The 25,603-nt window shown below is 68.1% G+C and carries 16 protein-coding genes and 3 rRNA genes; 8 read left to right on the top strand and 11 right to left on the bottom strand.

Annotated elements, in window-relative coordinates:
* Positions 1 to 115: 115 nt before the first annotated feature.
* Positions 116 to 739, top strand: coding sequence for a GNAT family N-acetyltransferase (locus SLV14N_RS24965; RefSeq protein ID WP_263271149.1), 624 nt, complete (start codon positions 116 to 118; stop codon positions 737 to 739).
* A 203-nt stretch (positions 740 to 942) separates the two neighbouring features.
* The gene (locus SLV14N_RS24960) at positions 943 to 2,169 is read left to right on the top strand and encodes a winged helix-turn-helix domain-containing protein (protein WP_208683744.1); all 1,227 of its coding nucleotides are present in this window, start codon (positions 943 to 945) and stop codon (positions 2,167 to 2,169) included.
* 118 nt (positions 2,170 to 2,287) lie between these two features.
* Here SLV14N_RS24960 and SLV14N_RS24955 read toward each other — a convergent pair whose 3' ends face one another.
* From SLV14N_RS24955 to mtnA, 7 genes are all read right to left on the bottom strand, one after another.
* Positions 2,288 to 3,049: a response regulator transcription factor gene (locus tag SLV14N_RS24955; RefSeq protein ID WP_208683743.1), complete on the bottom strand. Its 762-nt coding sequence runs from the start codon at positions 3,047 to 3,049 to the stop codon at positions 2,288 to 2,290.
* 233 nt (positions 3,050 to 3,282) lie between these two features.
* Positions 3,283 to 3,969, bottom strand: a complete 687-nt coding sequence (gene raiA, locus SLV14N_RS24950) for a ribosome-associated translation inhibitor RaiA (RefSeq protein WP_109890130.1) — start codon at positions 3,967 to 3,969, stop codon at positions 3,283 to 3,285.
* Positions 3,970 to 4,262: 293 nt separating this feature from the next.
* Entirely contained in the window at positions 4,263 to 4,997 is a 735-nt protein-coding gene (locus SLV14N_RS24945; RefSeq protein ID WP_263271148.1) for a ComF family protein, read from the bottom strand.
* A gap of 187 nt (positions 4,998 to 5,184) precedes the next feature.
* Entirely contained in the window at positions 5,185 to 7,068 is a 1,884-nt protein-coding gene (locus SLV14N_RS24940) for an LpqB family beta-propeller domain-containing protein (RefSeq protein WP_263271147.1), read from the bottom strand.
* The gene (gene mtrB / locus SLV14N_RS24935; protein ID WP_263271146.1) at positions 7,058 to 9,079 is read right to left on the bottom strand and encodes an MtrAB system histidine kinase MtrB; all 2,022 of its coding nucleotides are present in this window, start codon (positions 9,077 to 9,079) and stop codon (positions 7,058 to 7,060) included. The genes SLV14N_RS24940 and mtrB overlap by 11 nt, the downstream gene beginning before the upstream one ends.
* 94 nt (positions 9,080 to 9,173) lie before the next feature.
* Complete coding sequence (mtrA, locus tag SLV14N_RS24930) at positions 9,174 to 9,851, bottom strand: two-component system response regulator MtrA (protein ID WP_006605255.1); 678 nt, start codon at positions 9,849 to 9,851, stop codon at positions 9,174 to 9,176.
* Complete coding sequence (gene mtnA, locus SLV14N_RS24925) at positions 9,848 to 11,017, bottom strand: S-methyl-5-thioribose-1-phosphate isomerase (protein WP_208683737.1); 1,170 nt, start codon at positions 11,015 to 11,017, stop codon at positions 9,848 to 9,850. Before mtnA ends, mtrA begins: the two co-directional genes overlap by 4 nt.
* A 152-nt stretch (positions 11,018 to 11,169) precedes the next feature.
* On the opposite strand from mtnA, the gene SLV14N_RS24920 reads away from it, so the two are divergent.
* From SLV14N_RS24920 to SLV14N_RS24900, 5 genes are read left to right on the top strand one after another with little or no spacing between them, the layout of a single operon-like run.
* On the top strand, positions 11,170 to 12,798 hold the full coding sequence (locus SLV14N_RS24920) for a hypothetical protein (protein WP_263271145.1): 1,629 nt from the start codon (positions 11,170 to 11,172) through the stop codon (positions 12,796 to 12,798).
* A gap of 43 nt (positions 12,799 to 12,841) precedes the next feature.
* Positions 12,842 to 13,495, top strand: a complete 654-nt coding sequence (locus tag SLV14N_RS24915) for a DUF4129 domain-containing protein (RefSeq protein WP_272578018.1) — start codon at positions 12,842 to 12,844, stop codon at positions 13,493 to 13,495.
* Positions 13,492 to 14,721, top strand: coding sequence for a DUF4350 domain-containing protein (locus tag SLV14N_RS24910; RefSeq protein ID WP_263271143.1), 1,230 nt, complete (start codon positions 13,492 to 13,494; stop codon positions 14,719 to 14,721). Before SLV14N_RS24915 ends, SLV14N_RS24910 begins: the two co-directional genes overlap by 4 nt.
* Entirely contained in the window at positions 14,702 to 15,667 is a 966-nt protein-coding gene (locus tag SLV14N_RS24905) for a MoxR family ATPase (RefSeq protein ID WP_208683730.1), read from the top strand. Before SLV14N_RS24910 ends, SLV14N_RS24905 begins: the two co-directional genes overlap by 20 nt.
* 9 nt (positions 15,668 to 15,676) lie before the next feature.
* Complete coding sequence (locus SLV14N_RS24900; RefSeq protein ID WP_263271142.1) at positions 15,677 to 16,987, top strand: DUF58 domain-containing protein; 1,311 nt, start codon at positions 15,677 to 15,679, stop codon at positions 16,985 to 16,987.
* 357 nt (positions 16,988 to 17,344) lie between these two features.
* Here SLV14N_RS24900 and rrf read toward each other — a convergent pair.
* From rrf to SLV14N_RS24880, 4 genes are all read right to left on the bottom strand, one after another.
* Positions 17,345 to 17,461: ribosomal RNA gene (gene rrf / locus SLV14N_RS24895) — 5S ribosomal RNA — on the bottom strand.
* A 74-nt stretch (positions 17,462 to 17,535) separates the two neighbouring features.
* Positions 17,536 to 20,658: ribosomal RNA gene (locus SLV14N_RS24890) — 23S ribosomal RNA — on the bottom strand.
* A gap of 301 nt (positions 20,659 to 20,959) precedes the next feature.
* Positions 20,960 to 22,488 (bottom strand): 16S ribosomal RNA (locus SLV14N_RS24885).
* Together the 16S, 23S and 5S rRNA genes form the textbook arrangement of a ribosomal RNA operon.
* A 741-nt stretch (positions 22,489 to 23,229) precedes the next feature.
* Positions 23,230 to 24,237, bottom strand: coding sequence for a stage II sporulation protein M (locus tag SLV14N_RS24880; RefSeq protein ID WP_263271141.1), 1,008 nt, complete (start codon positions 24,235 to 24,237; stop codon positions 23,230 to 23,232).
* A 113-nt stretch (positions 24,238 to 24,350) separates the two neighbouring features.
* Here SLV14N_RS24880 and SLV14N_RS24875 point away from each other — a divergent pair, with 113 nt between their 5' ends.
* Positions 24,351 to 25,472 (top strand): RDD family protein, encoded by a 1,122-nt coding sequence (locus SLV14N_RS24875; RefSeq protein WP_263271140.1) that lies wholly within the window; start codon positions 24,351 to 24,353, stop codon positions 25,470 to 25,472.
* Positions 25,473 to 25,603: the final 131 nt, after the last annotated feature.

The raw sequence follows: 25,603 nt of genomic DNA, 5'->3' as shown, positions 1-25,603 counted from the left end.
CCGCCGCCCCCTCCTCACGTGAACGCACGACGCCGCGAGAAGGTGCCGGGCAGGCGCCGGAATCACGGCGAAAACCCTTCGCCGTGGTGTGCACGAGCGTGCAGACTCACACGTCATGAAGCCCGTCACCCTCACCACCGAGCGCCTCGTGCTGCGTCCTTTCGAACCCTCCGACGCGCCCGCGGTGCACGCCGCGTGCCAGGAGCCCGATATCCCGCGCTGGACGAGCGTCCCCTCACCCTACGGGGTAGCGGACGCGGAGCAGTTCGTCGGCACGGCCGTTCCCGAGGGCTGGCGAGACGACACCGCATACCAATTCGCCGTCGTCACCCGGGCGGACGGCACCCTGGCCGGCGCGATGGGGCTGATACGCCTGGCCCGGCTGCACACGCCCGAGCGGCAGGCCGAGCTGGGCTACTGGGCCGCCAGGGAGCAGCGCGGCCGGGGGTACACCGTCGAGGCGGCCCGCGCGGTGCTGCGCTGGGCCTTCCGCGATCTGGGCGTGGAGCGCATGGAGTGGCATGCGGAGGCCGGCAACGAGGGCTCCCGGGCCGTGGCCGGCAAACTCGGCTTCCGGGTGGAGGGCACCCTGCGCGCCAAGCTGGTGCGCGAGGGCACCCGCCGGGACGTCTGGATCGGCTCCCTGCTCCCGTCCGACCTGACCGAGGAGCCCGGCCCGTACGGCTCCGGCGGCCCGGCCGCCCACGACGCGACACCGTATCTGCCGTACCCCGGGTGAGCGCCGTCGCACGTACCCGGGGTGAGCACCGTCGCACGTACCCGGGGTGAGCATCGGCTGCACGGGCCACGCTGCACGGGCGGTGCCGCACTGGCGGTGCCGCGCCCCGCCGCTCCCGGTCCGGCCGGGGCCGGTCACCGTCACCACCAGCGGTCATTCCGGGCCCGGGGGCATTGTCAGTGCCCGCCCCTACGCTTTCCCGCATGACCGCCGTGACGCAGCCAGCAGCTCTGCCACCGCCCGTGACCGCCCTGTCCCGCGACGATGCCCGGCGTATGGCGCTGCGGGCCCAGGGCCTGCTCGGCGCCCCGGACCGCCGGGCGGGGGTGCGCGGCGTGCTGCGTCACCTGGGCGCGGTGCAGCTCGACACGATCTCGGTGCTGGCCCGCTCCCATGAGCTGGTGCCGTACGCCCGGCTCGGCGCCGTCGGCCGCCCCGCCGTCGAGGCCGCCTACTGGGCCACGGCTCCTTCCGATGCGCCCGCGGCCCGGCCCCACAGCTTCGAGTACTGGTCGCACGCCGCCTGCATCCTGCCCATCGAGGAGTGGCCGCACTTCGCCTTCCGCCGCCGCGCCCGGCGGGCCAAGGGCCACCGCTGGCACGTCATGGAGGACTCCGAGCGCTCCTGCGCCGCCGTCCTGGACCGGCTCACGGCCGACGGCCCGCTGACCACCTCCGACCTGGGCGGCGGCCGGAACGGCGGGGAGTGGTGGGACTGGTCCGAAACCAAGATCGCGGTGGAGTGGCTGCTCGACACCGGCCAGGTCGTCTGTACGCAACGCCGCGCCTGGAAGCGCGTCTACGACCTCGCCGAGCGCGCCGTCCCGGATGCCCTGCTCCATGACGACCTGGACGACGCCGAGTGCCTCCGCCGCCTGGTCGCCCAGGCCGGGGCCGCCATGGGCGTCGCCACCCGTGCCGACCTGGCGGACTACCACCGCCTCAAGGCCGACCAGGTCGATGCCGTCGTCGCGGACTCCGGACTGGTCCCGGTCGAGGTCGAGGGCTGGGGAAAGCCCGCCTGGGCCGACCCCGCCGCGCTGGCCGCCCCGCCCCGCGGCCGGCACCGCACGACCCTGCTCTCGCCCTTCGACTCCCTGATCTGGGACCGGCCGCGCACGGAACGGATCTTCGGATTCACCCACCGCCTGGAGGCGTACGTCCCGCGCCCCAAGCGGATACACGGCTATTTCGCGATGCCCCTGCTGGCGGGCGGCCGCCTGGTGGGCCGGGTGGACCCGGCCCGCGAGGGCACCACCCTCATCGCCCGCCAGGTCTCGATGCAGGGCCCCAAGGCCGTCGCCCCCATGGCCCAGGCCCTCCGGGAAGCCGCGACCTGGGTCGGCTGCGACTCCGTACGCGTCGACCGCTGCGACGACCGGAAACTGGCCGACGCCCTGCGCTCAGAGCTCACCCACATGAGTGACTAGAACCCGTTGATGACGGCTCCGGGGGCGCACACCGCCCCCGGCCCTCCGGCACACGGAAGGCAGGCCACCGGCGCTGGATCGCTCACCCTGGCCGGCCCGGTCACCCCGGCCGGCCCGCTCACCGGATCTCGAGGATCTTCTCCCGCATCGCGTACACCACCGCCTCCATCCGGGAGTGCAGCTGCAGCTTCTCCAGGATGTTGCGGACGTGGTTCTTCACCGTGTTCTCGGAGATGAAGAGTTCCTTGGCGATATCGCGGTTGTTCATGCCCGTGGCGACCAGCTTGAGGACCTCCAGCTCACGGTCGGTGAGCCGGGGCGCGGGCACCAGCCTGCGCTCGTCGGTCCGCTGGATCATCGACTTGAACTCCGTCAGGAGCTTGGACGCCATCGACGGGCTGATCTGCGACTGGCCGTCGGCCACGGCGCGGATCGCGGTCGCCACCTCGTCGGTGGAGATCTCCTTGAGGAGGTAACCGGTGGCGCCGGCCTTGATCGCGTCGTAGAGATCGGCCTCTTCGTCGCTGATCGTGAGCATGATGATCTTTGCACTGGGGGCCACCTCCTTGATGGAGGTACACGCCTCGATTCCGCCGCGCTTGGGCATCCGTACGTCCATCAGCACGATGTCGGGCAGCAGATCCGCGGCCTTGTCGACCGCCTCCGCGCCGTCCCCCGCCTCGCCGACGACCTGGATGTCCTCCTCCTGGGCCAGAACGATCTCCAGGCCCCGCCGGAAGAGTGCATGATCATCCACGACCAGGACCCGGATCGGCTCCTTGCGCGGCACGCTTACGGCCGGGCCGGCCCCGTCATCACTCCCGGCACCGCTGTGGTCATCATCCGCGTCGTCGTGCACGGGCCCGAAACTGTCCCCCATGGATCCTCCCCGTCAACTACTCGGCCGAGAGGCCAGAGCTTGGATATAAGGCTGGTTGACAACAGCCCTCTGCTGCCGGCCCGATCAATGTCATACGACCGTCTCCCCGGCTCGTCGCCGATTCGTGTCCACATACTCCCTGGCCGGCACAAACACTATACGGCTTCAACTCCTGCTCTCTCCGGGCACGATGGTGCCCCCGGCGTACGCCGGGGGCACCGAGCGGGTGGGGTTCAGCCGCCCAGCGCGCCGCCTGCGCCGCCGGGCTCCTCCTCCCCGAACAAGTCGGGGTTCAAGTGGATGACTCCGTAGTCGTATGCGTGCCGCCGGTAGACGACACTCGGAAGCTTGGTGTCGGCGTCGACGAAGAGGTAGAAGTCGTGTCCGACCAACTCCATCTCGTTGAGCGCCTGGTCGAGCAGCATCGGCGCGGCCGAGTGGGTCTTCTCGCGGACGATCAGGGGTCCCTCACCCTGGACGTCGATCGACCCCATCCTGGTGGTCGGCACCTTCTGATCGGCCTCGGCGGCGAGTTCGCCGTTGGTGTTCAGGCTTGCGGCGTCGGGCACGGTGACAGCGACTTCACTCGCCGGAATGCGGCCGTTGCCGCGACGCGAGTAGCGCTTGTCGTGCTGCTTCCGCAGACGCGCCTCGAGCTTGGCGGTTGCCAGATCCAGCGCGGCGTACGGGTCGGCTGCGGCCGCCTCGGCCCGGACCACCGGGCCACGGGAGCGGAGGGTGATCTCCACTCGGTCGGAACGGTCGGCCTGCCGCGGGTTGGGCTCCTTGGACACCTCGACGTCCAGGCTGATCACCTTGGCGTCGAGCTTCTGGACTTTGTCCAGCTTCAGCTTCTCGGCCACGTGCTTGCGGAACCGCTCGGGCACCTCGGTCTTGCGGCCCTTGACGACGATGTCCACGCAGAACTCCGTTCCCGGATCGCTCCGCTCATCAAGCGGAGCAATTCCTTCTTGCACCAGGCTCCGGTGGTTGCCGAAGCCTCGGACTTGGCGACTTTCACCTCCTCCTCCCCCGACGACCAGCTCTCCACTCCCCCGTTTTCAGGGTCGCTGCAAACACCCCTGATCGCACGCATCGCGACATTCGAGGCAAAACACCCGCCAAGTCCTCACAACCGAACATAGCTCTCCCGGACGGATGTCGGCACCCCCTCGGAGCCGTCGGCTCCATTTGGGTGACCTTTCCTCCTCAACTACTTGCCACGTGGTAATGCCTCGATTCGTGCGCCGTCGCTCCCGAAAGCACTGCTCGGCGCCGCCACCACCGCGGCTCCGGCCACCCTTCCGCCGGCCGCGGTGACCGCCCGGGCCGCCTCGGCGAGTGTGGCCCCCGTCGTCACCAGATCGTCCACCAGCACCGCTGCCCGGCCCGTCAGCAGCCTCCCGGCCCCGACCCGCACCTCCAGTGCACCGGTGACATTCGCCAGCCGCTGCCGGGCGCTCAGCCCCGCCTGATCGGCCACCGCGCGCCGCTGCCGCAGCACCGCGAGCACCCGGGCACCCGTCCCCGTCCCCGTCCGCCGCAGCTCCCCGGCCGCCGCCAGCGCGATCCTGCGCACCGGATCTTGCCCGCGCCCCGCCACCGATCTTCGTGCCGACGGCACGGGCACCAGCAGCAGCGGCCCGCCGCCGGCACGCAGCCCCCGCACGGCCCCGCACAGCACCGCCCCCAGCGGCCCGGCCAGCCGCAGGGCACCCCGCTCCTTGTGGGCCAGCAGCACCGCCCGCACCTCGTCGGCATACGGGGCCCCCGCCCACACCCGGGGCAGCCCCCCGGGTTCCGGCCACGGCCGCACCCGCCGCGCCCCGCGCCCGTCCCGCGCAAGCACCCGACGGCATTCGGCACACAGCTCCGTACGCGGCCGACCACACCCCGCACAGTCGACCGGCAGCACAAGACCGGCCAGTTCGCGCCACACCCCCTGCATGACTCCACTGTCCCGCCGTTCCCGCCCGGCCACCACCCCTGTGGATAACCGCGGCCGCGGACAGACGGATCAGCCGCACGGGACATCACGGCAGGCAGCCGGGCCCGCCGCCTCCCCGGCCCAGGGCGGGGCGGCGCAGGTGGTCAGCGTTGTGCCGGTGCCCGCGCCGCCACCCGCGTCACCTGCGTCACCCGGGATAGACCGGCGCCGTCCCGTCCTTCGCCACGGTCTTCCAGTTCGAGTCCAGGGGCAGCCGCACGATGCCCTCCGTGGCGTCGGCGATCAGCGGCCTGGCGTCGTCCTCCGAGGCGGCCACCGCCTTGACACCGTTGACGCCGGGCAGCGTCTTCGCATTGGACGCCGAACCGTCGGTCTCCATGAACTGCATCTGCTGCACGCCGCCGGACTCCCGTCCGACCACCACCAGCCGGCTGCCGCCCGCCCAGGAAGCGGCCACCACGTCCTCCAACTGTGGTGCGATCGGCCGCAGTTCCTGCACCGACAGCACCGGATGCGCCGAACTTCCGGTCCGCTCGACCCGTCCGAGCTGGAGCGTCGTACGCCCCTTGTCCTCCACCAGGACCGCGATCCGGATCCCGTCCGCGGCCACCTTGATCGCCTTGATCCGCCGCCCGCCGAGGCCGGGCACCGCCACCTCTTCGGGGTCGCCCTTGCCCTCGCGCATCCGCAGCAGCCGCGAACTGTGCGCATGGCGGTCCGCGATCCACAGGTCGCCCAGGCCGTCCCAGCTCGGCGCGGTCAGCCCGCTGTCGGCATCGTTGGCCGGGCCGGTGCTGGTCAGCAGCGGCTCGCCACGTTTGATGTCGTCCTCCATGGCGGCCACATACAGCGACCGTCCGTTGCTCGACACCCCAGCCGCGGTGTCCTCACCGTGCGAGATGGCGATCGAACGCAACGGGGTGTGGCCCGTTCCGAACGGCCCGCGCACCGGCGTCGGTTCGGTCGCGGAGTCCGACATGGCGACGACCTTGTGGCCGGCGTCGATGAAGTACTCGTTGGCGGCCCGCCCGGTGCCCGGTGACAGGGCGAAGTCGCGCTCGGCCTGCTCCTGGGACAGCGCACACAGCGAGTTGTCGCTGTCGTCCTGGAGCTCCACCTCGCTGACCTTCGAAGCCTGTGTCATGTCCTGGACGGTGAAGAAGAGCTGAGCCGCCATCCGCTTGCACTGGGCGGTGTCCGTGCTCACCGCCTGCTTGCTGAGCTTGACGTGCAGCGCGTTGGAGTCGTCCAGCGCCAGATCACTTGCGGCGAGCCGGGTGCCGGACGGGAACGCCGAAGTCGTCACCTGGTTCAGCCAGTCGGTGGGCCCGGACAGCAGGGCTTCCACACTGGCCGTGATCGGCTTTATCCGCTGCCGCAGATAGACCGGGTCGGCGACGAGCGCGTTCCGGTTCGCCTTCGGCTCCTGCGACTCCGAGTTGTAGGACGCGAAGTAGTACTTGTTGACCGAGCGGTAGATGCGCTGGAAGTCGGAGAGCCCGAGCACCAGCCCGTTGGGCAGCCGGTCGATACGCCACTGTCCCCCCTCCTTGATGAGGTGGATCGTCCGGCGGTAGGGCTTCTCCTCCGGGGTGTAGGCGTGGCTGTCGTCCACCGTTGCCACCTGGCTGCCGGAGAGCGTGACCGTGTAGCCGTTGGCGTCCTCGCGGTTGGGCTGCAGCTTCGGCTCGGCCTTCGGGCGCTCCTGGAGCACATTGGTGGCCTGGAACGGCCGCCAGGTCCGCTTCGCCGACTTGGCCAGATACTGGGTGGCCGTACGGAAATCCGCCTCGTCGCTGGTCGTCGCGTCGAGGAAGCTGCGCACGATGTTGGTGGGCTGCGCACCGTCCTGCGGGGGTACGCCGTAGACCCGCACCTGCGACTCACCTTCGGAGCGCGGCGACTGGTCGACCGAGGTGACTTCCCCGCCGTCCGGCATCGACGCGCAGCCCGCCAGCAGCACCGCCGCACAGCCGAGCAGCAGAAACTTCCGCGCCGGCCCGGCTCCCCTGCGGGCGCGGGGAGGGGACCCGGCCCCCTCCCCGTGCTCGCCTCCGCGCTCAGTGTCCACGCAGCCCGCCTTCCCGCTCCACGCCCTGTCCGGCTTCCTGCTCGGCCCCGCCCTCGCGGGCCGGCTCGTCGATGCGCGCGCCTTCGTCGCGCGCTGCCGCTTCGCTCCGTGCGCCCCCGCTCTGCGGCACCACACGGGCGCCGCTGCCGGGCAGCGCCGTCGGATCGGCCTCCGGGCGGGCCACCTTCGGCTCCGGTACGGGTGAGGTCGAGTCGCCCGCCTGTGCGGCGCGCGTCTGCACCGGGATCGTGGACGCCTTGTGGCCCGATCCGGTACGCGGCTGCCCCGCCTCGTCCAGTCCGCGGTGGCGCCGCGAGTCCTCCGGCTCCAGGGGTATCGGGGACCCGCGCAGGGTCTCGCCGGCCGTACGCGGCAGCGTCAGCCGGAACTGCGAGCCGCCGCCCGGCTCGCCCCAGGCCTGCAGCCAGCCGCCGTGCAGCCGGGCGTCCTCGACGGCGATGGACAGGCCGAGTCCGGTACCGCCGGTCGTACGGGCCCGGGCCGGGTCCGCGCGCCAGAAGCGGTTGAAGACCCGGGTGGCCTCGCCGGGCTTGAGGCCGACGCCGTAGTCACGCACCGCGACGGCCACCGCGCCGCCGCTGCGGCCTCCCGCGGACGCCAGCCGCACCACCACATCGCGGCCCTCACCGTGCTCGACGGCGTTGACGACGAGATTGCGCAGCACCCGCTCCACCCGGCGGGGGTCTGCCTCGGCAATGACGGGCTGCTCGGCGCCGCGCACCACGATCCGGGTGCCCTTGCGGTCGGCGAGCGGCTCGGCCCCCTCGATGACGCGGTGCACCACGTCGCGCAGATCGACCGGCTCGGCCTCCAGGGCGGCCGCGCCGGCGTCGAACCGGCTGATCTCCAGCAGCTCCGCGAGCAGTGATTCGAAGCGGTCGAGCTGGCCGCGCAGAAGCTCGGCGGAGCGCGCGGTGGCGGGATCGAACTCATCCCGCGCGTCATGGATGACATCGGCCGCCATCCGTACGGTCGTCAGCGGCGTACGCAGCTCGTGCGAGACGTCCGAGACGAAGCGGCGCTGCATCCGGGACAGCTCCTCCAGCTGCTGGATCTTGACCTGGAGGTTCTGCGCCATCTTGTTGAAGGACTCACCGAGCCGGGCGATGTCGTCCTCGCCGGTGACCTTCATCCGCTCCTGGAGCAGGCCGGCGGCCAGCCGCTCGGAGATCCCCGCGGCCATCCGTACGGGCGTGACGACCTGCCGGACCACCAGCCAGGCGATCGCGCCGAGCAGGATCACGACGAACACCCCGGCGGTCGCGAGGGTCCCCGTCACCAGCTTGAGCGACTCCTCTTCCTGGGTGAACGGGAAGAGGTAGTAGAGCTGGTACTGATTGCTGTTCACATCGTTGAGCCGCTTGCCGATGATGAGCGCCGACACACCGTCGTCCGACCCGATGCGCTTGATCTGGGTGAACTGGCGGAACGTCCCGGCTTTGGTGTCCAGCTTCCGCCGCAGATCGGCGGGCACACTCCGCTCGGGATCGACATCGCCCGAGGCGCGCGGCCCGCGGGTGCCGGGACTGGAGTCGCCGAACGGTTCGTCCGAGTCGGAGCTGAGCGCCACGACGGAGAAGACGCCCTGGCCACCGCTGGCGAGCTGTTCCACCAGGCCGGTCAGCCAGGTCGCGGAGTCCTGGGAGCCGCGGTTTCCGGTGCGGGCGCCTTCGTCGGGCCGGGTGTCGTCGGCGCCGTCGGCCATCTTCTGGGCGACGCTGAAGCCGCCCACAGCCTGACTCTGCGCGGCCCGGTCCTTGGCCGTGAGCAGGCCGTTACGGACCTGCCCGACGACCACGACACCGAGCAGCAGCACCACGGCGAGCGACATCAGCAGCGTGGTCGCCACCACGCGCAGCTGGATATTGCGCCGCCACAGCCGCAGGGCGGGCAGCAGCGGCCGCCGCACCCAGCGGCTGAAGAGCCGCAGCAGGGGGTGGACCGGCCCGCTCACCGCGCCGTCGGGCAGCAGCTGCCCACCGCGCAGCAACCAAGCGGACAACCTGCCCGAAAAGGACATATCACCCGCCGGGCCGACGGTACGCCCCCGCTTTCCCTCCGGGGTCGAACCGTCCCGGATCATCTCAGCTGGGCCCGGCCTTGTAGCCGACCCCGCGCACGGTCACCACGATCTCCGGCCGCTCCGGGTCCCTCTCGACCTTGGAGCGCAGCCGCTGCACATGGACATTGACCAGCCGGGTGTCGGCGGCGTGCCGATAGCCCCAGACCTGCTCGAGCAGCACCTCACGCGTGAACACCTGCCACGGCTTGCGCGCCAGCGCCACCAGCAGATCGAACTCCAGCGGGGTCAGCGCGATCGACTGCCCGTCCCGCTTCACCGAGTGGCCCGCCACATCGATGACCAGGTCACCGATCGCCAGCTGCTCGGGCGTGGGCTCCTCCGAACGCCGCAGCCGCGCCCGGATCCGGGCCACCAGCTCCTTGGGCTTGAACGGCTTGACGATGTAGTCGTCCGCGCCCGACTCGAGCCCGACCACCACATCCACCGTGTCGCTCTTGGCGGTCAGCATGACGATCGGCACCCCGGACTCGGCACGGATCAGCCGGCAGACCTCGATGCCGTCCCGTCCGGGCAGCATCAGGTCGAGCAGCACAAGATCGGGCTTTGTCTCGCGGAAGGCCGCAAGGGCCTTGTCACCGTCCGACACGAACGACGGTTCAAAACCTTCGCCACGCAGCACGATGCCGAGCATCTCTGCCAGTGCGGTGTCGTCGTCGACGACCAGGACGCGTCCCTTCATTCGGCCATCATCCCATTACCTGATCGTGACTTACTCCATCGTGACGTGGAACACACCTCTGCCAGCCCGTCCCGGGTCACCGGAGACACCACTCCGGCCTCCGTGACGATCGCCGTCACCAGCTCCGGCGGAGTGACGTCGAAGGCCGGGTTGTAGGCCTGTGCGCCCAGCGGCGCCACTGGTATGCCGGTGCCGGCCTCCGCCCCGGGCCCCTGCACAAACGGCAACGAGAACTCCGTCACTTCCTGGCCCGGACGCTGCTCCACTTCGATATCCGCCCCCTCCTCGGTCTCCAGATCCACCGTGCTGGTCGGTGCCACCACCACGAACGGAACGTGGTGGTAGCGCGCCAGCACCGCCAGCGGATAGCTGCCGACCTTGTTGGCCACCGACCCGTCCGCCGCGATCCGGTCCGCTCCGATCAGCACCGCATCCACCTCGCCCCCGGCGAACAGCGACCCCGCCGCCCCGTCCGAGAGCACCGTGTACGCCATACCCGCCCGCGCCGCCTCATAGGCGGTCAGTCGCGCCCCTTGCAACAGCGGCCGTGTCTCGTCCACCCACAGCCTGCGCAGCTCACCGGCCCGGTGCGCCGCCAGCGCCACCGCCAGGGCGGTGCCCTCGCCCCCGGACACCAAGGCACCCGTATTGCAGTGCGTGAGGATCCGGTGACCGCCGCCAGGCAGCAGCTCGCCCAGAAGCGCCAGCCCGTCCTCCGCCATCCGGGCACTGGCCTCGATGTCCTCGGCGTGCACGGCCCGCGCCTCGGCCAGCGCCGCGGCCGCGGCGGCCTGAGCACCGTCCTCACCGAACGCCGCACGGTACGCGGCAGCCGCCCGCCGCACCCCGTACCCGAGATTGACCGCGGTCGGCCGGGCCTGTGCCAGCGCCTCCACCGCCTCCTCCACGTCAAAGCCGCGTGCCGCAGCCAGCGCAACGCCGTACGCGCCCGCGATGCCCAGCAGCGGCGCCCCACGCACGGCCAGCGTCCGGATCGCCTGCACCAGCGCCGGAACGTCCGTGCAGACCAGCTCGACCTCCTCCGCCGGCAGCCGCGTCTGATCAAGGAGGACCACTACGGGCCCCTCGGGCGGCTCCTCCCAGCGCAACGACGGAATCGTGAGCGCCCCGGCGCCCACCTCGGATACCTCGTACTGATCGCCCATTCCTTCAGTCTGCCGCCGACCGGCCCTCGAACAGAAGGTCCCCTCGTCCTCCGGGCACCGGTACACAACGCCGGTGGCCATGACACGATGACTGCCACCGCGGACCCCGGACCCCGGCCGCCCCGGCGGACGGGCAGCAAGAAGGAGCGACGATGAACAACTCTCCGGGCTGGGCCTCGCCCGGATCCACTCCCTCCGACGAGCCGGCCCGCGGCACCCAGGAGCAGCCCACCCAGGCAGACCAGACCGGCCCTGCCGGACAGCCGTCCCCACCGAACTGGTCCAAGGAGCAGCCACCCGCCGGCCAGTGGTCGGCCCCCGCCGGTATCCCCGGCCAGAGCCGCGGCCCGCACGGACGGCCTGACCAGAACACGGCCGGCGACCGCACCCGTGCCACATCGCCCGGCTACGGCGGGCCCGGCTGGGGCGGTGCTCCGGGCCCCGGCAATCAGCCCCCCTGGGGCGGCGCCTGGGCCCCGACGCCACAGGCCGCCAAGCCCGGCGTCATCCCGCTGCGCCCGCTCGCCGTCGGCGAGATACTCGACGGCGCGGTCGCGACCATGCGCGCCCACTGGCGCACCGTCCTCGGCATCTCGCTGATCGTCGCGGTGGTCTCGCAGACCGCCGTCACCGTGGTCACCGGTCTGTGGTTCCAGGGCGCCGACCGCGCCCCCTCGCTGTCGAGCGAAAACATCCCGCCGCTCCGCGAAACCATGCGTGAGATGGGCAATTCGCTCGCCGCCACCGGCATCACCTCCGTGATCGGGCTGCTCGCCACCATCATCGCCACGGGGCTGCTCACCATGGTCGTGAGCCGGGCCGTCCTGGGCCGCTCGGTGACCCCCGGGGAAGCCTGGCGCGATGCGCGTCCCCAGCTCCCGCGCCTGCTCGGCCTGCTCGTACTGCTCCCCCTGCTCATCACGGCCATCGTCACGGTCGGTGTGGCGCCCGGCATCATCCTCGTCGCCACGGGCATGCCCAAGGCGGGACTGCTCCTCGCCCTGTTCGGCGGGATGGCCGCCACCGTCGTGACCATCTGGCTGTGGGTCCGCTACAGCCTCGCCTCCCCCGCGCTGATGCTGGAGAAGCAGGGCGTCATCGCCGCGATGCGCCGCTCCGCGAAGCTCGTACGGGGCGCCTGGTGGCGAGTGCTGGGCACACAGCTCCTCACCTACCTCCTGATCGGCATCGTCGAGTTCATCATCCAGATCCCGGCCACCCTCGTCGCCTTCCTCATCGGTGGCGAGAACCTCATGGACTGGGCGAACGGCACCAGCAGCTCCACCGGCTGGTCGTTCCTGATCGTGCTGGGCGTCGGAGCCGTCATCAGCTCCACCATCACCTTCCCGATCAGCGCCAGCGTCACCGCGCTCCTGTACATGGACCAGCGCATCCGCCGCGAGGCACTCGACCTCGAACTCGCCCGCGCCGCAGGCCTCCCCGGCTACGGCGCCGACGCCCCCACCGCGCACCCGGCGCCCTCCGCTCCCGCAGCCACGGCCCCGGCCGAGGGCCACGCACCAACAGCCGCGCCGGCCGCCGCCGGCACACCCGCAGACGGGATGCCGGCCGACAGTTCCGCCACGGACAGCACCGAGGCAGACGGCTCCAAGACGGGCGGCACCAGCGCGGACGCCACCGAGCCAGGCACCGCGGCCGCCCCGGAAGCCCCGGAAGCCCCGGAAGCCTCGGAAGCCTCGGAAGCCTCGGAAGCCCCAGCCAAGTCCACCCCCGCCGACGGCCCCGGGCAACACCCGGACAACGCCACACCGGGAAGCTGATGCGGTGACCACAGGGGGGAACGGGGCCACGCTCGCACGACTCATGGCGCGCCCCGACGACGACATACCGGTGCGGACTCCACGCGTCCCCGCCCGAGAGGCGGCCGAGCGCGAGCTGTCCGACCCTCGGTACCACCAGCACGACCCCAACCCGATCCAGCGTGCCCTCGATTGGCTCTGGGAACGCGTCAACGACCTCTTCCACGCGGCCTCGGGCGCCACACCGGGTGGCTGGATCGGGCTTCTCGCCATCGCCGCATTCGTCCTGCTGCTCGTGGTCGCCCTCCGGCTGCGACTCGGCGCGGTGCGCCGCACTCCGACCACGAGCGGTGCGCTCTTCTCCGACACCCCCCGCACCGCCGCCGAACACCGCGCCACCGCCGACCGGCACGCCGCAGAGGGCCACTGGAACCAGGCGATCCAGGACCGCATGCGCGCCATCGTCCTCGCCCTCGAAGAGCGGACACTGCTCACCCCCGGACCGGGCCGCACCGCCGACGAGGCGGCCACCGAAGCGGGTTGGACACTGCCCGCGTACGCCGACCGGCTGCGTACCGCGGCACGCACCTTCGACGACGTCACATACGGCGGCCGCCCCGGCACGGAACGGGCGTACGCCCTCCTGACCAGCCTCGACACCGACCTGCAACACGCCAAGCCCGACCTGGCCACGACACCGACCAGGAGCCGCGGATGACCACGGCCGCCCCGGACACCTCCGCGCTCCCTCCCACCGTTCGCAGCCTGTGGACCCGGTCCCGCGGACCGCTGCTCGCGCTCCTCCTGCTCGTCATCAGCGGTGTGGCGATCGCGGCTCTGCAGTCCGGCGAACAGCACGGGCGGCTCGACCCCCGGTCCTCCGACCGGACCGGAAGCCGGGCCATCGCCCAACTCCTGGCCTCTCACGACATCTCCACCCAGGTCGTGACCACCTCCGAGGAAGCCGCCGCCGCGGCCGGTCCCCACACCACACTCCTCGTCACCAACCCCGAGATGCTGACGCAAGATCAGCTGACGGGCCTGCACACCGCGACCGCCCACACCCCCGGCCGCACCGTTCTCCTCGCCCCTGACTCCTCGTCCCTCGAAACCTTCGCCCCCGGCGTCCGGAGGGATTCCCCGGCCGATATCTCGGCCCGCAGGCCCGCCTGTTCCCTGCCGGAGGCCCGACGCGCGGGGAACGCCCTCCTGGGCGGCCTCAGTTACACAACTGCCGCCGGCGGAACCGATCGTTGCTACCTCAGCGGCGGCCGTCCCACCCTGCTGCGCCTGCCGGCCTCCCGCACCGGCCGCGACACCGTGCTCCTCGGCTCCCCCGATTTCCTCTACAACCACCACCTCGCCGAGCACGGCAACGCCTCGCTGGCCCTTCAACTCCTCGGTACGCACAAGCATCTGGTCTGGTACCTCCCCTCCATCAGCGACCCGTCCTCCGCTCAGGACAACCAGCGCGGCTTCCTCGATCTCGTCCCTTCCGGCTGGTACTGGGCCCTGCTCCAACTCACCTTTGCCGCCGCCCTCGCGGCCCTGTGGCGCGCCCGTCGCCTCGGCCCGCTGGTGCCGGAAAAGCTCCCCGTCACCGTCCCGGCCGCCGAAACCACCGAGGGCCACGCCCGCCTCTACGAGCAGACCAACGCCCGCGACCGGGCTTCATCCGTGCTGCGCTCCGCAGCCCGCACTCGACTCGCCCCCCTCATCGGTGTGTCCCCGGCCCACGCCCACACTCCCGACATCCTTCTCCCGGCCCTTCACGCCCACTTGACCACCGCCCCCGGCGTCGACGCAGACCTCCATGCCCTGCTCTTCGGCCCGGCACCCGCGGACGACAAGGCCTTGGTCCACCTGGCCGACCAACTCGACGCACTCGAATCCTCGATCGTTTCCCAAGAGAGGCACGCCCCCCGTGAGCACCCCGACCGCTGACAGCGCCCGAGCCTCCCTGGAGGACCTGCGCACCGAGATAGCCAAGGCCGTTGTAGGCCAGGACCCCGCCGTCACCGGCCTGGTCGTCGCACTGCTCTGCCGCGGTCATGTGCTCCTCGAAGGCGCTCCCGGCGTCGCCAAAACCCTGCTCGTTCGCGCCCTGTCGGCCGCTCTCGAACTCGACACCAAGCGCGTCCAGTTCACCCCTGACCTGATGCCGAGCGATGTCACCGGCTCGCTGGTCTACGACGCCCGCAGCGCCGAGTTCTCCTTCCAGCCGGGCCCCGTCTTCACCAACCTCCTGCTCGCCGACGAGATCAACCGCACGCCTCCCAAAACCCAGGCGTCGCTGCTCGAAGCGATGGAAGAGCGTCAGGTGACCGTCGACGGCACAGCTCGCCCCCTCCCCGAGCCGTTCCTGGTAGCCGCCACACAGAACCCCGTGGAGTACGAGGGCACTTACCCGCTCCCCGAGGCCCAACTCGACCGGTTCCTACTGAAGCTGACGGTGCCACTCCCCGCCCGTCACGACGAGATAGACATCCTCACCCGGCACGCGGACGGCTTCAGCCCCCGCGACCTCAGTGCCGCAGGGCTGCGCCCTGTCGCCTCCACCGCTGACCTCGACGCTGCGCGAGCCGCGGTCGCCAAGACCGCAGTCTCCCCCGAAGTCACCGGCTATATCGTCGATATCTGCCGTGCCACCCGCGAATCCCCCTCGCTCTCTCTCGGCGTCTCTCCCCGAGGCGCCACCGCTCTGCTCTCCACGTCACGAGCCTGGGCCTGGCTCACCGGCCGCGACTATGTCACCCCCGACGACGTCAAGGCCCTTGCTCTTCCAACGCTCCGACATCGCGTCCAGCTCCGCCCCGAAGCGGAGATGGAGGGAGTCACTGCAGACTCCGTGATCAACGCCGTACTCGCTCATCTCCCCGTCCCCCGCTGAGACGACACCGTGGCCCTCACCGGACGCATCGCCCTCATCTGCGCATGCGGAGCCCTCTTCGTCGGCTTCGTGCTGCCCAGCTGGCTCGGCATCCTCACCGTCCAGCTCGCCCTGCTGATAGCAATTTTGTGCGATCTCGCACTCGCCGCGCCAGTGCGAAAGCTCCATTTCACCCGAACCGGTGACACAACCGTTCGACTAACAGGTGAAGCCCACACGCACCTCACCCTCACCAATCCGAGCCGCCGCACCCTGCGCGCCCAGATCCGTGATGCCTGGCCTCCGAGCACCTTCCAGCCCGGTTCGGACATCGCCGCGTCCCGCCACACCCTTCGCATCCCGGCCGCCGAACGCCGCCGCCTCACCACCACGCTCCACCCCACCCGCCGCGGTGACCACCACGCGGTCCGCGTCACCGTCCGCTCCTACGGTCCGCTCGGCCTGGCAGCCCGGCAAGGAAGCCAACACGTCCCATGGACGCTACGCGTGCTTCCGCCCTTCACCAGCCGCAAACACCTGCCCGCCAAGCTCGCCCGGCTCCGCGAACTCGACGGCCGCACCAGCATCCTGACCCGCGGCGAAGGCACGGAGTTCGACAGCCTCCGCGACTACACCCCCGGTGACGACACCCGCTCCATCGACTGGCGCGCCACCGCCCGCCGGCAGAACCTCGCAGTCCGCACCTGGCGCCCTGAACGCGACCGCCGCATCCTGCTCGTCCTGGAAACCGGCCGTACCTCGGCCGGCCGCGTCGGCGACATCCCCCGCCTCGACGCCTCCATGGACGCCGCCCTGCTGCTCGGCGCCCTTGCCGCCCGCGCCGGTGACCGTGTGGATCTGCTCGCCTACGATCGCCGCGTACGCGCCTCGGTCCAAGGCCGCACGGCCCGCGATCTCCTCCCGGCCTTGACCAAAGCCCTGGCCCCCCTCGAATCCGAACTGGTCGAGGCGGACGCCCGCGGCCTGGCTGCCACCATCCACCGCCGCACCCCGCGCCGGTCCCTGATCGTCCTCTTCACCGGCCTGGACGCGGCCCCCGTGGAGGAAGCCCTCCTGCCCGTCCTCCCTGGCCTCACCCGACGCAACGAGCTCATCGTCGCGGCCGTGGCCGACCCCCGCATCGAGGAAATGGCCGTCGGCCGCGACTCACCTCAGGCCGTCTACGCAGCCGCCGCCGCGGAACAGACCCGCGCCGCCCGCCGCCGCACCGCAGACCGCCTCCGCCACCACGGCATCACCGTCATCGACTCCACCCCGACCCGCCTGGCCCCCGACCTGGCCGACGCCTACCTGACCCTGAAGTCCACCGGCCGCCTGTAAGACCGCCCCTTCTCCCTCGCCCCTAGCCCAGGCGGCGCCTGCAAATACCTCCGCCGACACGTGGCATACAGGGGAGCTGCTCACCCAGCCGGGGAGGCGGCGCTACTTGGGCGTCCAACACCTCAAAGCCCCGTGCAGACACTGGCAAGCACACTAGTAAAGGAAAGTCACGCACCGGTAAGGGCTCATGCGAGGCTCACCCGGCACTCCACGTACCAAGCCAGGTCAGCACCGGCCCACAGGGCACCCCCGCCTCGATGCCCGCCCGTCGGCCGGCGGAAATACCTACACCCCTACAACGCAAAAATGCCTTGTTCCCCGAGTCGAAACTCGGAGAACAAGGCATTTTCAAAATTTGTTCGGCGGCGTCCTACTCTCCCACAGGGTCCCCCCTGCAGTACCATCGGCGCTGAAAGGCTTAGCTTCCGGGTTCGGAATGTAACCGGGCGTTTCCCTAACGCAATGACCACCGAAACACTATGAAGTTAACCAACCCGGCACAATCACAGGTCGTTACTTCAGAACCTACACAGTGGACGCGAGCAACTGAGGACAAGCCCTCGGCCTATTAGTACCAGTCAACTCCACCCGTTACCAGGCTTCCATATCTGGCCTATCAACCCAGTCGTCTACTGGGAGCCTTAACCCCTCAAAGGGGGTGGGAGTCCTCATCTCGAAGCAGGCTTCCCGCTTAGATGCTTTCAGCGGTTATCCTTTCCGAACGTAGCCAACCAGCCATGCCCTTGGCAGGACAACTGGCACACCAGAGGTTCGTCCGTCCCGGTCCTCTCGTACTAGGGACAGCCCTTCTCAAGACTCCTACGCGCACAGCGGATAGGGACCGAACTGTCTCACGACGTTCTAAACCCAGCTCGCGTACCGCTTTAATGGGCGAACAGCCCAACCCTTGGGACCGACTCCAGCCCCAGGATGCGACGAGCCGACATCGAGGTGCCAAACCATCCCGTCGATATGGACTCTTGGGGAAGATCAGCCTGTTATCCCCGGGGTACCTTTTATCCGTTGAGCGACGGCGCTTCCACAAGCCACCGCCGGATCACTAGTCCCTACTTTCGTACCTGCTCGACCCGTCAGTCTCACAGTCAAGCTCCCTTGTGCACTTACACTCAACACCTGATTGCCAACCAGGCTGAGGGAACCTTTGGGCGCCTCCGTTACTCTTTAGGAGGCAACCGCCCCAGTTAAACTACCCACCAGACACTGTCCCTGATCCGGATCACGGACCCAGGTTAGACATCCAGCACGACCAGAGTGGTATTTCAACAATGACTCCACAACCACTGGCGTGGCCGCTTCAAAGTCTCCCACCTATCCTACACAAGCCGAACCGAACACCAATATCAAGCTATAGTAAAGGTCCCGGGGTCTTTCCGTCCTGCTGCGCGAAACGAGCATCTTTACTCGTAATGCAATTTCACCGGGCCTATGGTTGAGACAGTCGAGAAGTCGTTACGCCATTCGTGCAGGTCGGAACTTACCCGACAAGGAATTTCGCTACCTTAGGATGGTTATAGTTACCACCGCCGTTTACTGGCGCTTAAGTTCTCAGCTTCGCCAACCCGAAAGTTGACTAACCGGTCCCCTTAACGTTCCAGCACCGGGCAGGCGTCAGTCCGTATACATCGCCTTACGGCTTCGCACGGACCTGTGTTTTTAGTAAACAGTCGCTTCTCGCTGGTCTCTGCGGCCACCACCAGCTCACCGAGTAAATCGGATCACCAGCAATGGCCCCCCTTCTCCCGAAGTTACGGGGGCATTTTGCCGAGTTCCTTAACCATAGTTCACCCGAACGCCTCGGTATTCTCTACCTGACCACCTGAGTCGGTTTAGGGTACGGGCCGCCATGAAACTCGCTAGAGGCTTTTCTCGACAGCATAGGATCATCCACTTCACCACAATCGGCTCGGCATCAGGTCTCAGCCTTAACGTGTGACGGATTTACCTACCACACGGCCTACACCCTTACCCCGGGACAACCACCGCCCGGGCTGGACTACCTTCCTGCGTCACCCCATCGCTTACCTACTACCACCTTGGATCGGCGGCTCCACCACGTCCCTTTGTCCGAAGACTCCAGGCCGGCTTCACGGCCTTAGCATTAATGGATTCGATATTGGGCGTTTCAAAGCGGGTACCGGAATATCAACCGGTTGTCCATCGACTACGCCTGTCGGCCTCGCCTTAGGTCCCGACTTACCCTGGGCAGATCAGCTTGACCCAGGAACCCTTAGTCAATCGGCGCACACGTTTCCCACGTGTGTATCGCTACTCATGCCTGCATTCTCACTCGTGAACCGTCCACAACTCGTTTCCACGGCTGCTTCACCCGGCACACGACGCTCCCCTACCCATCACAGCGGGCGTTAGCCCTCATGCTGCAATGACACGACTTCGGCGGTGTGCTTGAGCCCCGCTACATTGTCGGCGCGGAATCACTTGACCAGTGAGCTATTACGCACTCTTTCAAGGATGGCTGCTTCTAAGCCAACCTCCTGGTTGTCTCTGCGACTCCACATCCTTTCCCACTTAGCACACGCTTAGGGGCCTTAGTCGATGCTCTGGGCTGTTTCCCTCTCGACCATGGAGCTTATCCCCCACAGTCTCACTGCCGCGCTCTCACTTACCGGCATTCGGAGTTTGGCTAAGGTCAGTAACCCGGTAGGGCCCATCGCCTATCCAGTGCTCTACCTCCGGCAAGAAACACACGACGCTGCACCTAAATGCATTTCGGGGAGAACCAGCTATCACGGAGTTTGATTGGCCTTTCACCCCTAACCACAGGTCATCCCCCAGGTTTTCAACCCTGGTGGGTTCGGTCCTCCACGAAGTCTTACCTCCGCTTCAACCTGCCCATGGCTAGATCACTCCGCTTCGGGTCTTGGGCACGCTACTCAACGCCCTATTCGGACTCGCTTTCGCTACGGCTTCCCCACACGGGTTAACCTCGCAACATACCGCAAACTCGCAGGCTCATTCTTCAAAAGGCACGCAGTCACGACTGCATGTGCAAGCACATACAGCGACGCTCCCACGGCTTGTAGGCACACGGTTTCAGGTACTATTTCACTCCGCTCCCGCGGTACTTTTCACCATTCCCTCACGGTACTATCCGCTATCGGTCACCAGGGAATATTTAGGCTTAACGGGTGGTCCCGCCAGATTCACACGGGATTTCTCGGGCCCCGTGCTACTTGGGTGTCTCTTAAACGAGCCGTTGATGTTTCAGCTACGGGGGTCTTACCCTCTACGCCGGACCTTTCGCATGTCCTTCGCCTACACCAACGGTTTCTGACTCGTCCCACAGCCGGCAGACTGCAGAAAAGAGATCCCACAACCCCAACCACGCAACCCCTGCCGGGTATCACACGTGACTGGTTTGGCCTCATCCGGTTTCGCTCGCCACTACTCCCGGAATCACGGTTGTTTTCTCTTCCTGCGGGTACTGAGATGTTTCACTTCCCCGCGTTCCCTCCACACTGCCTATGTGTTCAGCAGCGGGTGACAGCCCATGACGACTGCCGGGTTTCCCCATTCGGACACCCCCGGATCAAAGCTCGGTTGACAGCTCCCCGGGGCCTATCGTGGCCTCCCACGTCCTTCATCGGTTCCTGGTGCCAAGGCATCCACCGTGCGCCCTTAAAAACTTGGCCACAGATGCTCGCGTCCACTGTGCAGTTCTCAAGCAACGACCAGCCACCCGTCACACACCTGCAATCAGATGCTTCACCGGGGCCGGCATCGCGAAGGTCCAGACTCAAGTCCGTACCCTCAGATACTCAACAGCGCGCCCGGCCCGACCAGTTGAAGACTCACGTTCCACGCCGAAGCAGTACTAATGATCCCAACCGACCGTGCCGAATAGTCAACGTTCCACCCATGAGCTAACCACCGTCGAACATTTGCCGACGTAGTGGCTCTGGACAACCTTGCGGCTGCCTAGATGCTCCTTAGAAAGGAGGTGATCCAGCCGCACCTTCCGGTACGGCTACCTTGTTACGACTTCGTCCCAATCGCCAGTCCCACCTTCGACGATTCCCTCCCACAAGGGGTTGGGCCACCGGCTTCGGGTGTTACCGACTTTCGTGACGTGACGGGCGGTGTGTACAAGGCCCGGGAACGTATTCACCGCAGCAATGCTGATCTGCGATTACTAGCAACTCCGACTTCATGGGGTCGAGTTGCAGACCCCAATCCGAACTGAGACCGGCTTTTTGAGATTCGCTCCACCTCGCGGTATCGCAGCTCATTGTACCGGCCATTGTAGCACGTGTGCAGCCCAAGACATAAGGGGCATGATGACTTGACGTCGTCCCCACCTTCCTCCGAGTTGACCCCGGCAGTCTCCTGTGAGTCCCCATCACCCCGAAGGGCATGCTGGCAACACAGAACAAGGGTTGCGCTCGTTGCGGGACTTAACCCAACATCTCACGACACGAGCTGACGACAGCCATGCACCACCTGTACACCGACCACAAGGGGGACCCTGTCTCCAGGGTTTTCCGGTGTATGTCAAGCCTTGGTAAGGTTCTTCGCGTTGCGTCGAATTAAGCCACATGCTCCGCTGCTTGTGCGGGCCCCCGTCAATTCCTTTGAGTTTTAGCCTTGCGGCCGTACTCCCCAGGCGGGGAACTTAATGCGTTAGCTGCGGCACGGACGACGTGGAATGTCGCCCACACCTAGTTCCCAACGTTTACGGCGTGGACTACCAGGGTATCTAATCCTGTTCGCTCCCCACGCTTTCGCTCCTCAGCGTCAGTATCGGCCCAGAGATCCGCCTTCGCCACCGGTGTTCCTCCTGATATCTGCGCATTTCACCGCTACACCAGGAATTCCGATCTCCCCTACCGAACTCTAGCCTGCCCGTATCGAATGCAGACCCGGGGTTAAGCCCCGGGCTTTCACATCCGACGTGACAAGCCGCCTACGAGCTCTTTACGCCCAATAATTCCGGACAACGCTTGCGCCCTACGTATTACCGCGGCTGCTGGCACGTAGTTAGCCGGCGCTTCTTCTGCAGGTACCGTCACTTTCGCTTCTTCCCTGCTGAAAGAGGTTTACAACCCGAAGGCCGTCATCCCTCACGCGGCGTCGCTGCATCAGGCTTTCGCCCATTGTGCAATATTCCCCACTGCTGCCTCCCGTAGGAGTCTGGGCCGTGTCTCAGTCCCAGTGTGGCCGGTCGCCCTCTCAGGCCGGCTACCCGTCGTCGCCTTGGTAGGCCATCACCCCACCAACAAGCTGATAGGCCGCGGGCTCATCCTTCACCGCCGGAGCTTTCCACCACCAGACCATGCGGTCGGTAGTCGTATCCGGTATTAGACCCCGTTTCCAGGGCTTGTCCCAGAGTGAAGGGCAGATTGCCCACGTGTTACTCACCCGTTCGCCACTAATCCCCTCCCGAAGGAGGTTCATCGTTCGACTTGCATGTGTTAAGCACGCCGCCAGCGTTCGTCCTGAGCCAGGATCAAACTCTCCGTGAATGTTTACCCGTAATCGGGTCAACACACACGAGAGCGGAACCACCGGACGGAATAAGTCCAGCAGTTCGCAGCGTCCTCGCTGTGTGTGCCACCCCGACCGCATGGGCCGTGGTGGACTTTCAAAGGAACCTCATCCGCCGGAAGTGTTTCCGGTAGACGGGGTATCAACATATCTGGCGTTGACTTTTGGCACGCTGTTGAGTTCTCAAGGAACGGACGCTTCCTTTGTTCCTGTTTCACCAGGATCTCCGGGCGCTTCCCTTCGGTCTTGCGTTTCCGACTCTATCAGATCCTTGCGGGCCCGATTTTCGCCGACGCGTTTCCGCCTTTCGGCTTCTTCGCGTTTCCAACCTTACCAGATCCGTTTCCGTCTCTGGCCCCTGTTGGAGCGGGGTCGGCCGCTTCGCTTTCGCTTTTCGGCCTTTCCGACTCTAGCAGATCCGTTTCGGTCCGTTGCCGGTCCGAATTCGTTTCCGATTCCCCGTCGGAGGGGGTTTGCCTTTTGGCTTTTCCGACTTTATCAGAAGAGATTCCACCGAATTGATCGGCCGGGGCTTCCGGTAAGTGGTCGGTTGCGCTTCGCCGAATGGAAATTCCGGCCGAAGCGGAGAAGAGACTAACCGTCGCGGATGAACTTGTCCAGTTCGTTGCAACCGTTCAAATCTACCTCCCCCTGCTACCCGTGTCAACGGGTTTCTGGGGCGAAGAGGAGATTAGCAGGTCAGCAGGGCCCGATGCACATCACGCGGCGATCGGCAGCGCGGCGTCACGGTCGGAGAGGTCGACGTCGCCGGTGGCTCCGGCGCGTACGGCACGGCCGCCCAGGACATAGACGTACAGGAGGAAGGCCAGTTCGGCGGCTATGCCGATGCCGATGCGGGCCCAGGTGGGGAGGCCGGAAGGGGTGACGAAGCCTTCGAGGGCGCCGGATATGAAGAGGACGGCGGCGAGTCCGATGGCGACTCCCAGGGCGGAGCGCCCTTCCTCGGCGAGGGCCGTACGGCGGGTGCGCGGGCCGGGGTCGATGAGGGTCCAGCCCAGGCGGAGGCCGATGCCGGCGGCGACAAAGACGGCGGTCAGTTCGAGGAGGCCGTGCGGAAGGATCAGGCCGAGGAAAGTGTCGAGGCGGCCCGCCGAGGACATCAGGCCGATGCCGACGCCCAGGTTGAGCATGTTCTGGAAGAGGATCCACAGGACGGGGAGGCCGGCGAAGGCGCCGAGGACAAGGCACAGAGCGACGGCCTGGGCATTGTTCGTCCATACCTGGGCGGCGAAGGAGGCGGCGGGGTGGCTTGAGTAGTAGGTCTCGTACTGGCCACCGGGGCGGGTCATGTCGCGGAGGTCCTCCGGGGCGCCGATGGCTGCCTGGACCTCGGGGTGGGCGGCTATCCACCAGCCGATGAGGGCGGCGACCGCGGTGGAGAGGATCGCGGTGGGAATCCACCAGTGGCGCAGGCGGTAGACGGCTGCCGGGAAGGCCGTGGTGAAGAAGCGGGCGGTGTCGCGCCAGGAGGCCTTGCGAGCACCGGTGACCGTACTGCGGGCGCGGGCCACCAGGGACGTGAGGCGGCTGGTCAGCGCGGGGTCGGGAGCGCTGGAGAGGAGGAGGGAGAGGTGGGTGGTGGTGCGTTGGTAGAGGGCGACCAGTTCGTCGGCCTCGGCTCCTGTGAGGTGGCGTTTGCGGCGCACCAGTGTTTCGAGGCGGTCCCATTCGGCGCCGTGGGCCGTGACGAAGACATCGAGGTCCATAGGGTGTCGCTCCTCGCAGCGCCGTGGGTGAGTGCCGGGTCAGCTTGGCAGACTGGCCGTGTCCCGCGTGGGGTGGGCGGGACTTCGGGGATCGAGAGGGAGTGGGGCGCGGCGTGAAGGAACTCGTCACGGGTGAAGCGGTGGTGCTCGGGCTGCGGCCGGCCAGGCTGCCGAGCCGGGGGCTGGCGGTGGCGGTCGATGTGGCCGTGGCCTGGGTGACTTACATCGGCATCTCGCTGATGCTGGTGAGCGCGACTTCATCGATGGACAGTGCGGCGATGGCGGCCGTGTCGGTGGCGGCGTTCGTGCTGGTGCAGGTCGGGATTCCGATCATCGTCGAGACGCTGAGCCAGGGCCGGTCGCTGGGAAAGGTGATCTGCGGACTGCGGGTCGTACGGGAGGACGGCGGACCGATCCGGTTCCGGCATGCGTTGGTGCGCGGGGCGATGGGCGCCATCGAGATCGTGATGACGATGGGGGTGGTGGCGGCCATCGCGTCGTTGGTGTCGGCGCGGGGGCGTCGGGTGGGTGATGTGTTCGCCGGAACGCTGGTCATACGGGAGCGGATGCCCGTGGCGGAGACCGGGACGGCGCTGCCGGCACCACCTCCGTGGCTGGTGGCGGAGCTCGGGGCGCTGGATCTTTCGCGGGTACCCGATGGGTGGTGGCTGACCGTGCGGCAGTACCTGGCGCGGATGGGACAGCTGGATCCGCAGGTCGGCGGGGCGATGGCGGGGCGGCTGGCGGAGGACTTGCGCGGGTTCACCGGCGTGCCGGCGCCCGCGGGGGTGCATCCGGCCACGTATCTGGCGGCTGTGGCGGGGGAACGGCAGGCGCGGGAGTCGCAGCGGGCGTTCGGGGCGTCGGGGGCGGCCGGGCCGTCGTCGGCGGTTGTCGGGGCGGCGTCTGTGGGGTGGGGAGAGGGTGCTCCCGGTGGGTGGCCCGGTGCTGGGGGTGGCGGGGGTCGGGGCGGTGAGTCGTGGTCGTCGGTTGAGCCCATGGAGGGGCCGGGGGAAGCCGTGTCATCCGGGAGTGGGGATGTGGCGTCGGTGGCGGGCGGGACTTGGGCTTCGCCTGGGGGTGGAGTGGGGGCTCCTGGGGCTGCGGCCGGTGACGGGGTGATGCGTGGTGAGGGTGCCGCGTCCATCGGGGCGCCGGTGCGGGAGGGCGCGGGTGATCAGGGGGACGGCGGAGGGGGGCGGCCGCCGCGTACGGGGTTTGCGCCGCCGGTGTGAGGAGGCCGGTGACAGGCGGGGCAGGGCGGTGCGGGGTGTGCTGCGCTCGGGGCGGGAGGTCCGTCCGGCTTTCGCCCCGTGTTGGCGGTGGGCGCGCAGGGGGCGGTGTCCTGGCCACGGGGGGGGGTGAG

Source organism: Streptomyces sp. Je 1-4 4N24 (assembly GCF_026239515.1).
Lineage (GTDB): Bacteria > Actinomycetota > Actinomycetes > Streptomycetales > Streptomycetaceae > Streptomyces > Streptomyces nigrescens.
This window is presented reverse-complemented; position numbering and strand designations above follow the sequence as displayed.

What these genes read in the sequence shown, in the direction of transcription:
- SLV14N_RS24945 (WP_263271148.1), bottom strand. Translation starts at nt 4,997, where the DNA reads ATGCAGGGGGTGTGGCGCGAACTGGCCGGTCTTGTGCTGCCGGTCGAC.
- mtrA (WP_006605255.1), bottom strand. Translation starts at nt 9,851, where the DNA reads ATGAAGGGACGCGTCCTGGTCGTCGACGACGACACCGCACTGGCAGAG.
- SLV14N_RS24915 (WP_272578018.1), top strand. Translation starts at nt 12,842, where the DNA reads ATGGCGCGCCCCGACGACGACATACCGGTGCGGACTCCACGCGTCCCC.
- mtnA (WP_208683737.1), bottom strand. Translation starts at nt 11,017, where the DNA reads ATGGGCGATCAGTACGAGGTATCCGAGGTGGGCGCCGGGGCGCTCACG.
- SLV14N_RS24955 (WP_208683743.1), bottom strand. Translation starts at nt 3,049, where the DNA reads ATGGGGGACAGTTTCGGGCCCGTGCACGACGACGCGGATGATGACCAC.
- SLV14N_RS24910 (WP_263271143.1), top strand. Translation starts at nt 13,492, where the DNA reads ATGACCACGGCCGCCCCGGACACCTCCGCGCTCCCTCCCACCGTTCGC.
- SLV14N_RS24965 (WP_263271149.1), top strand. Translation starts at nt 116, where the DNA reads ATGAAGCCCGTCACCCTCACCACCGAGCGCCTCGTGCTGCGTCCTTTC.
- SLV14N_RS24960 (WP_208683744.1), top strand. Translation starts at nt 943, where the DNA reads ATGACCGCCGTGACGCAGCCAGCAGCTCTGCCACCGCCCGTGACCGCC.
- SLV14N_RS24880 (WP_263271141.1), bottom strand. Translation starts at nt 24,237, where the DNA reads ATGGACCTCGATGTCTTCGTCACGGCCCACGGCGCCGAATGGGACCGC.
- SLV14N_RS24920 (WP_263271145.1), top strand. Translation starts at nt 11,170, where the DNA reads ATGAACAACTCTCCGGGCTGGGCCTCGCCCGGATCCACTCCCTCCGAC.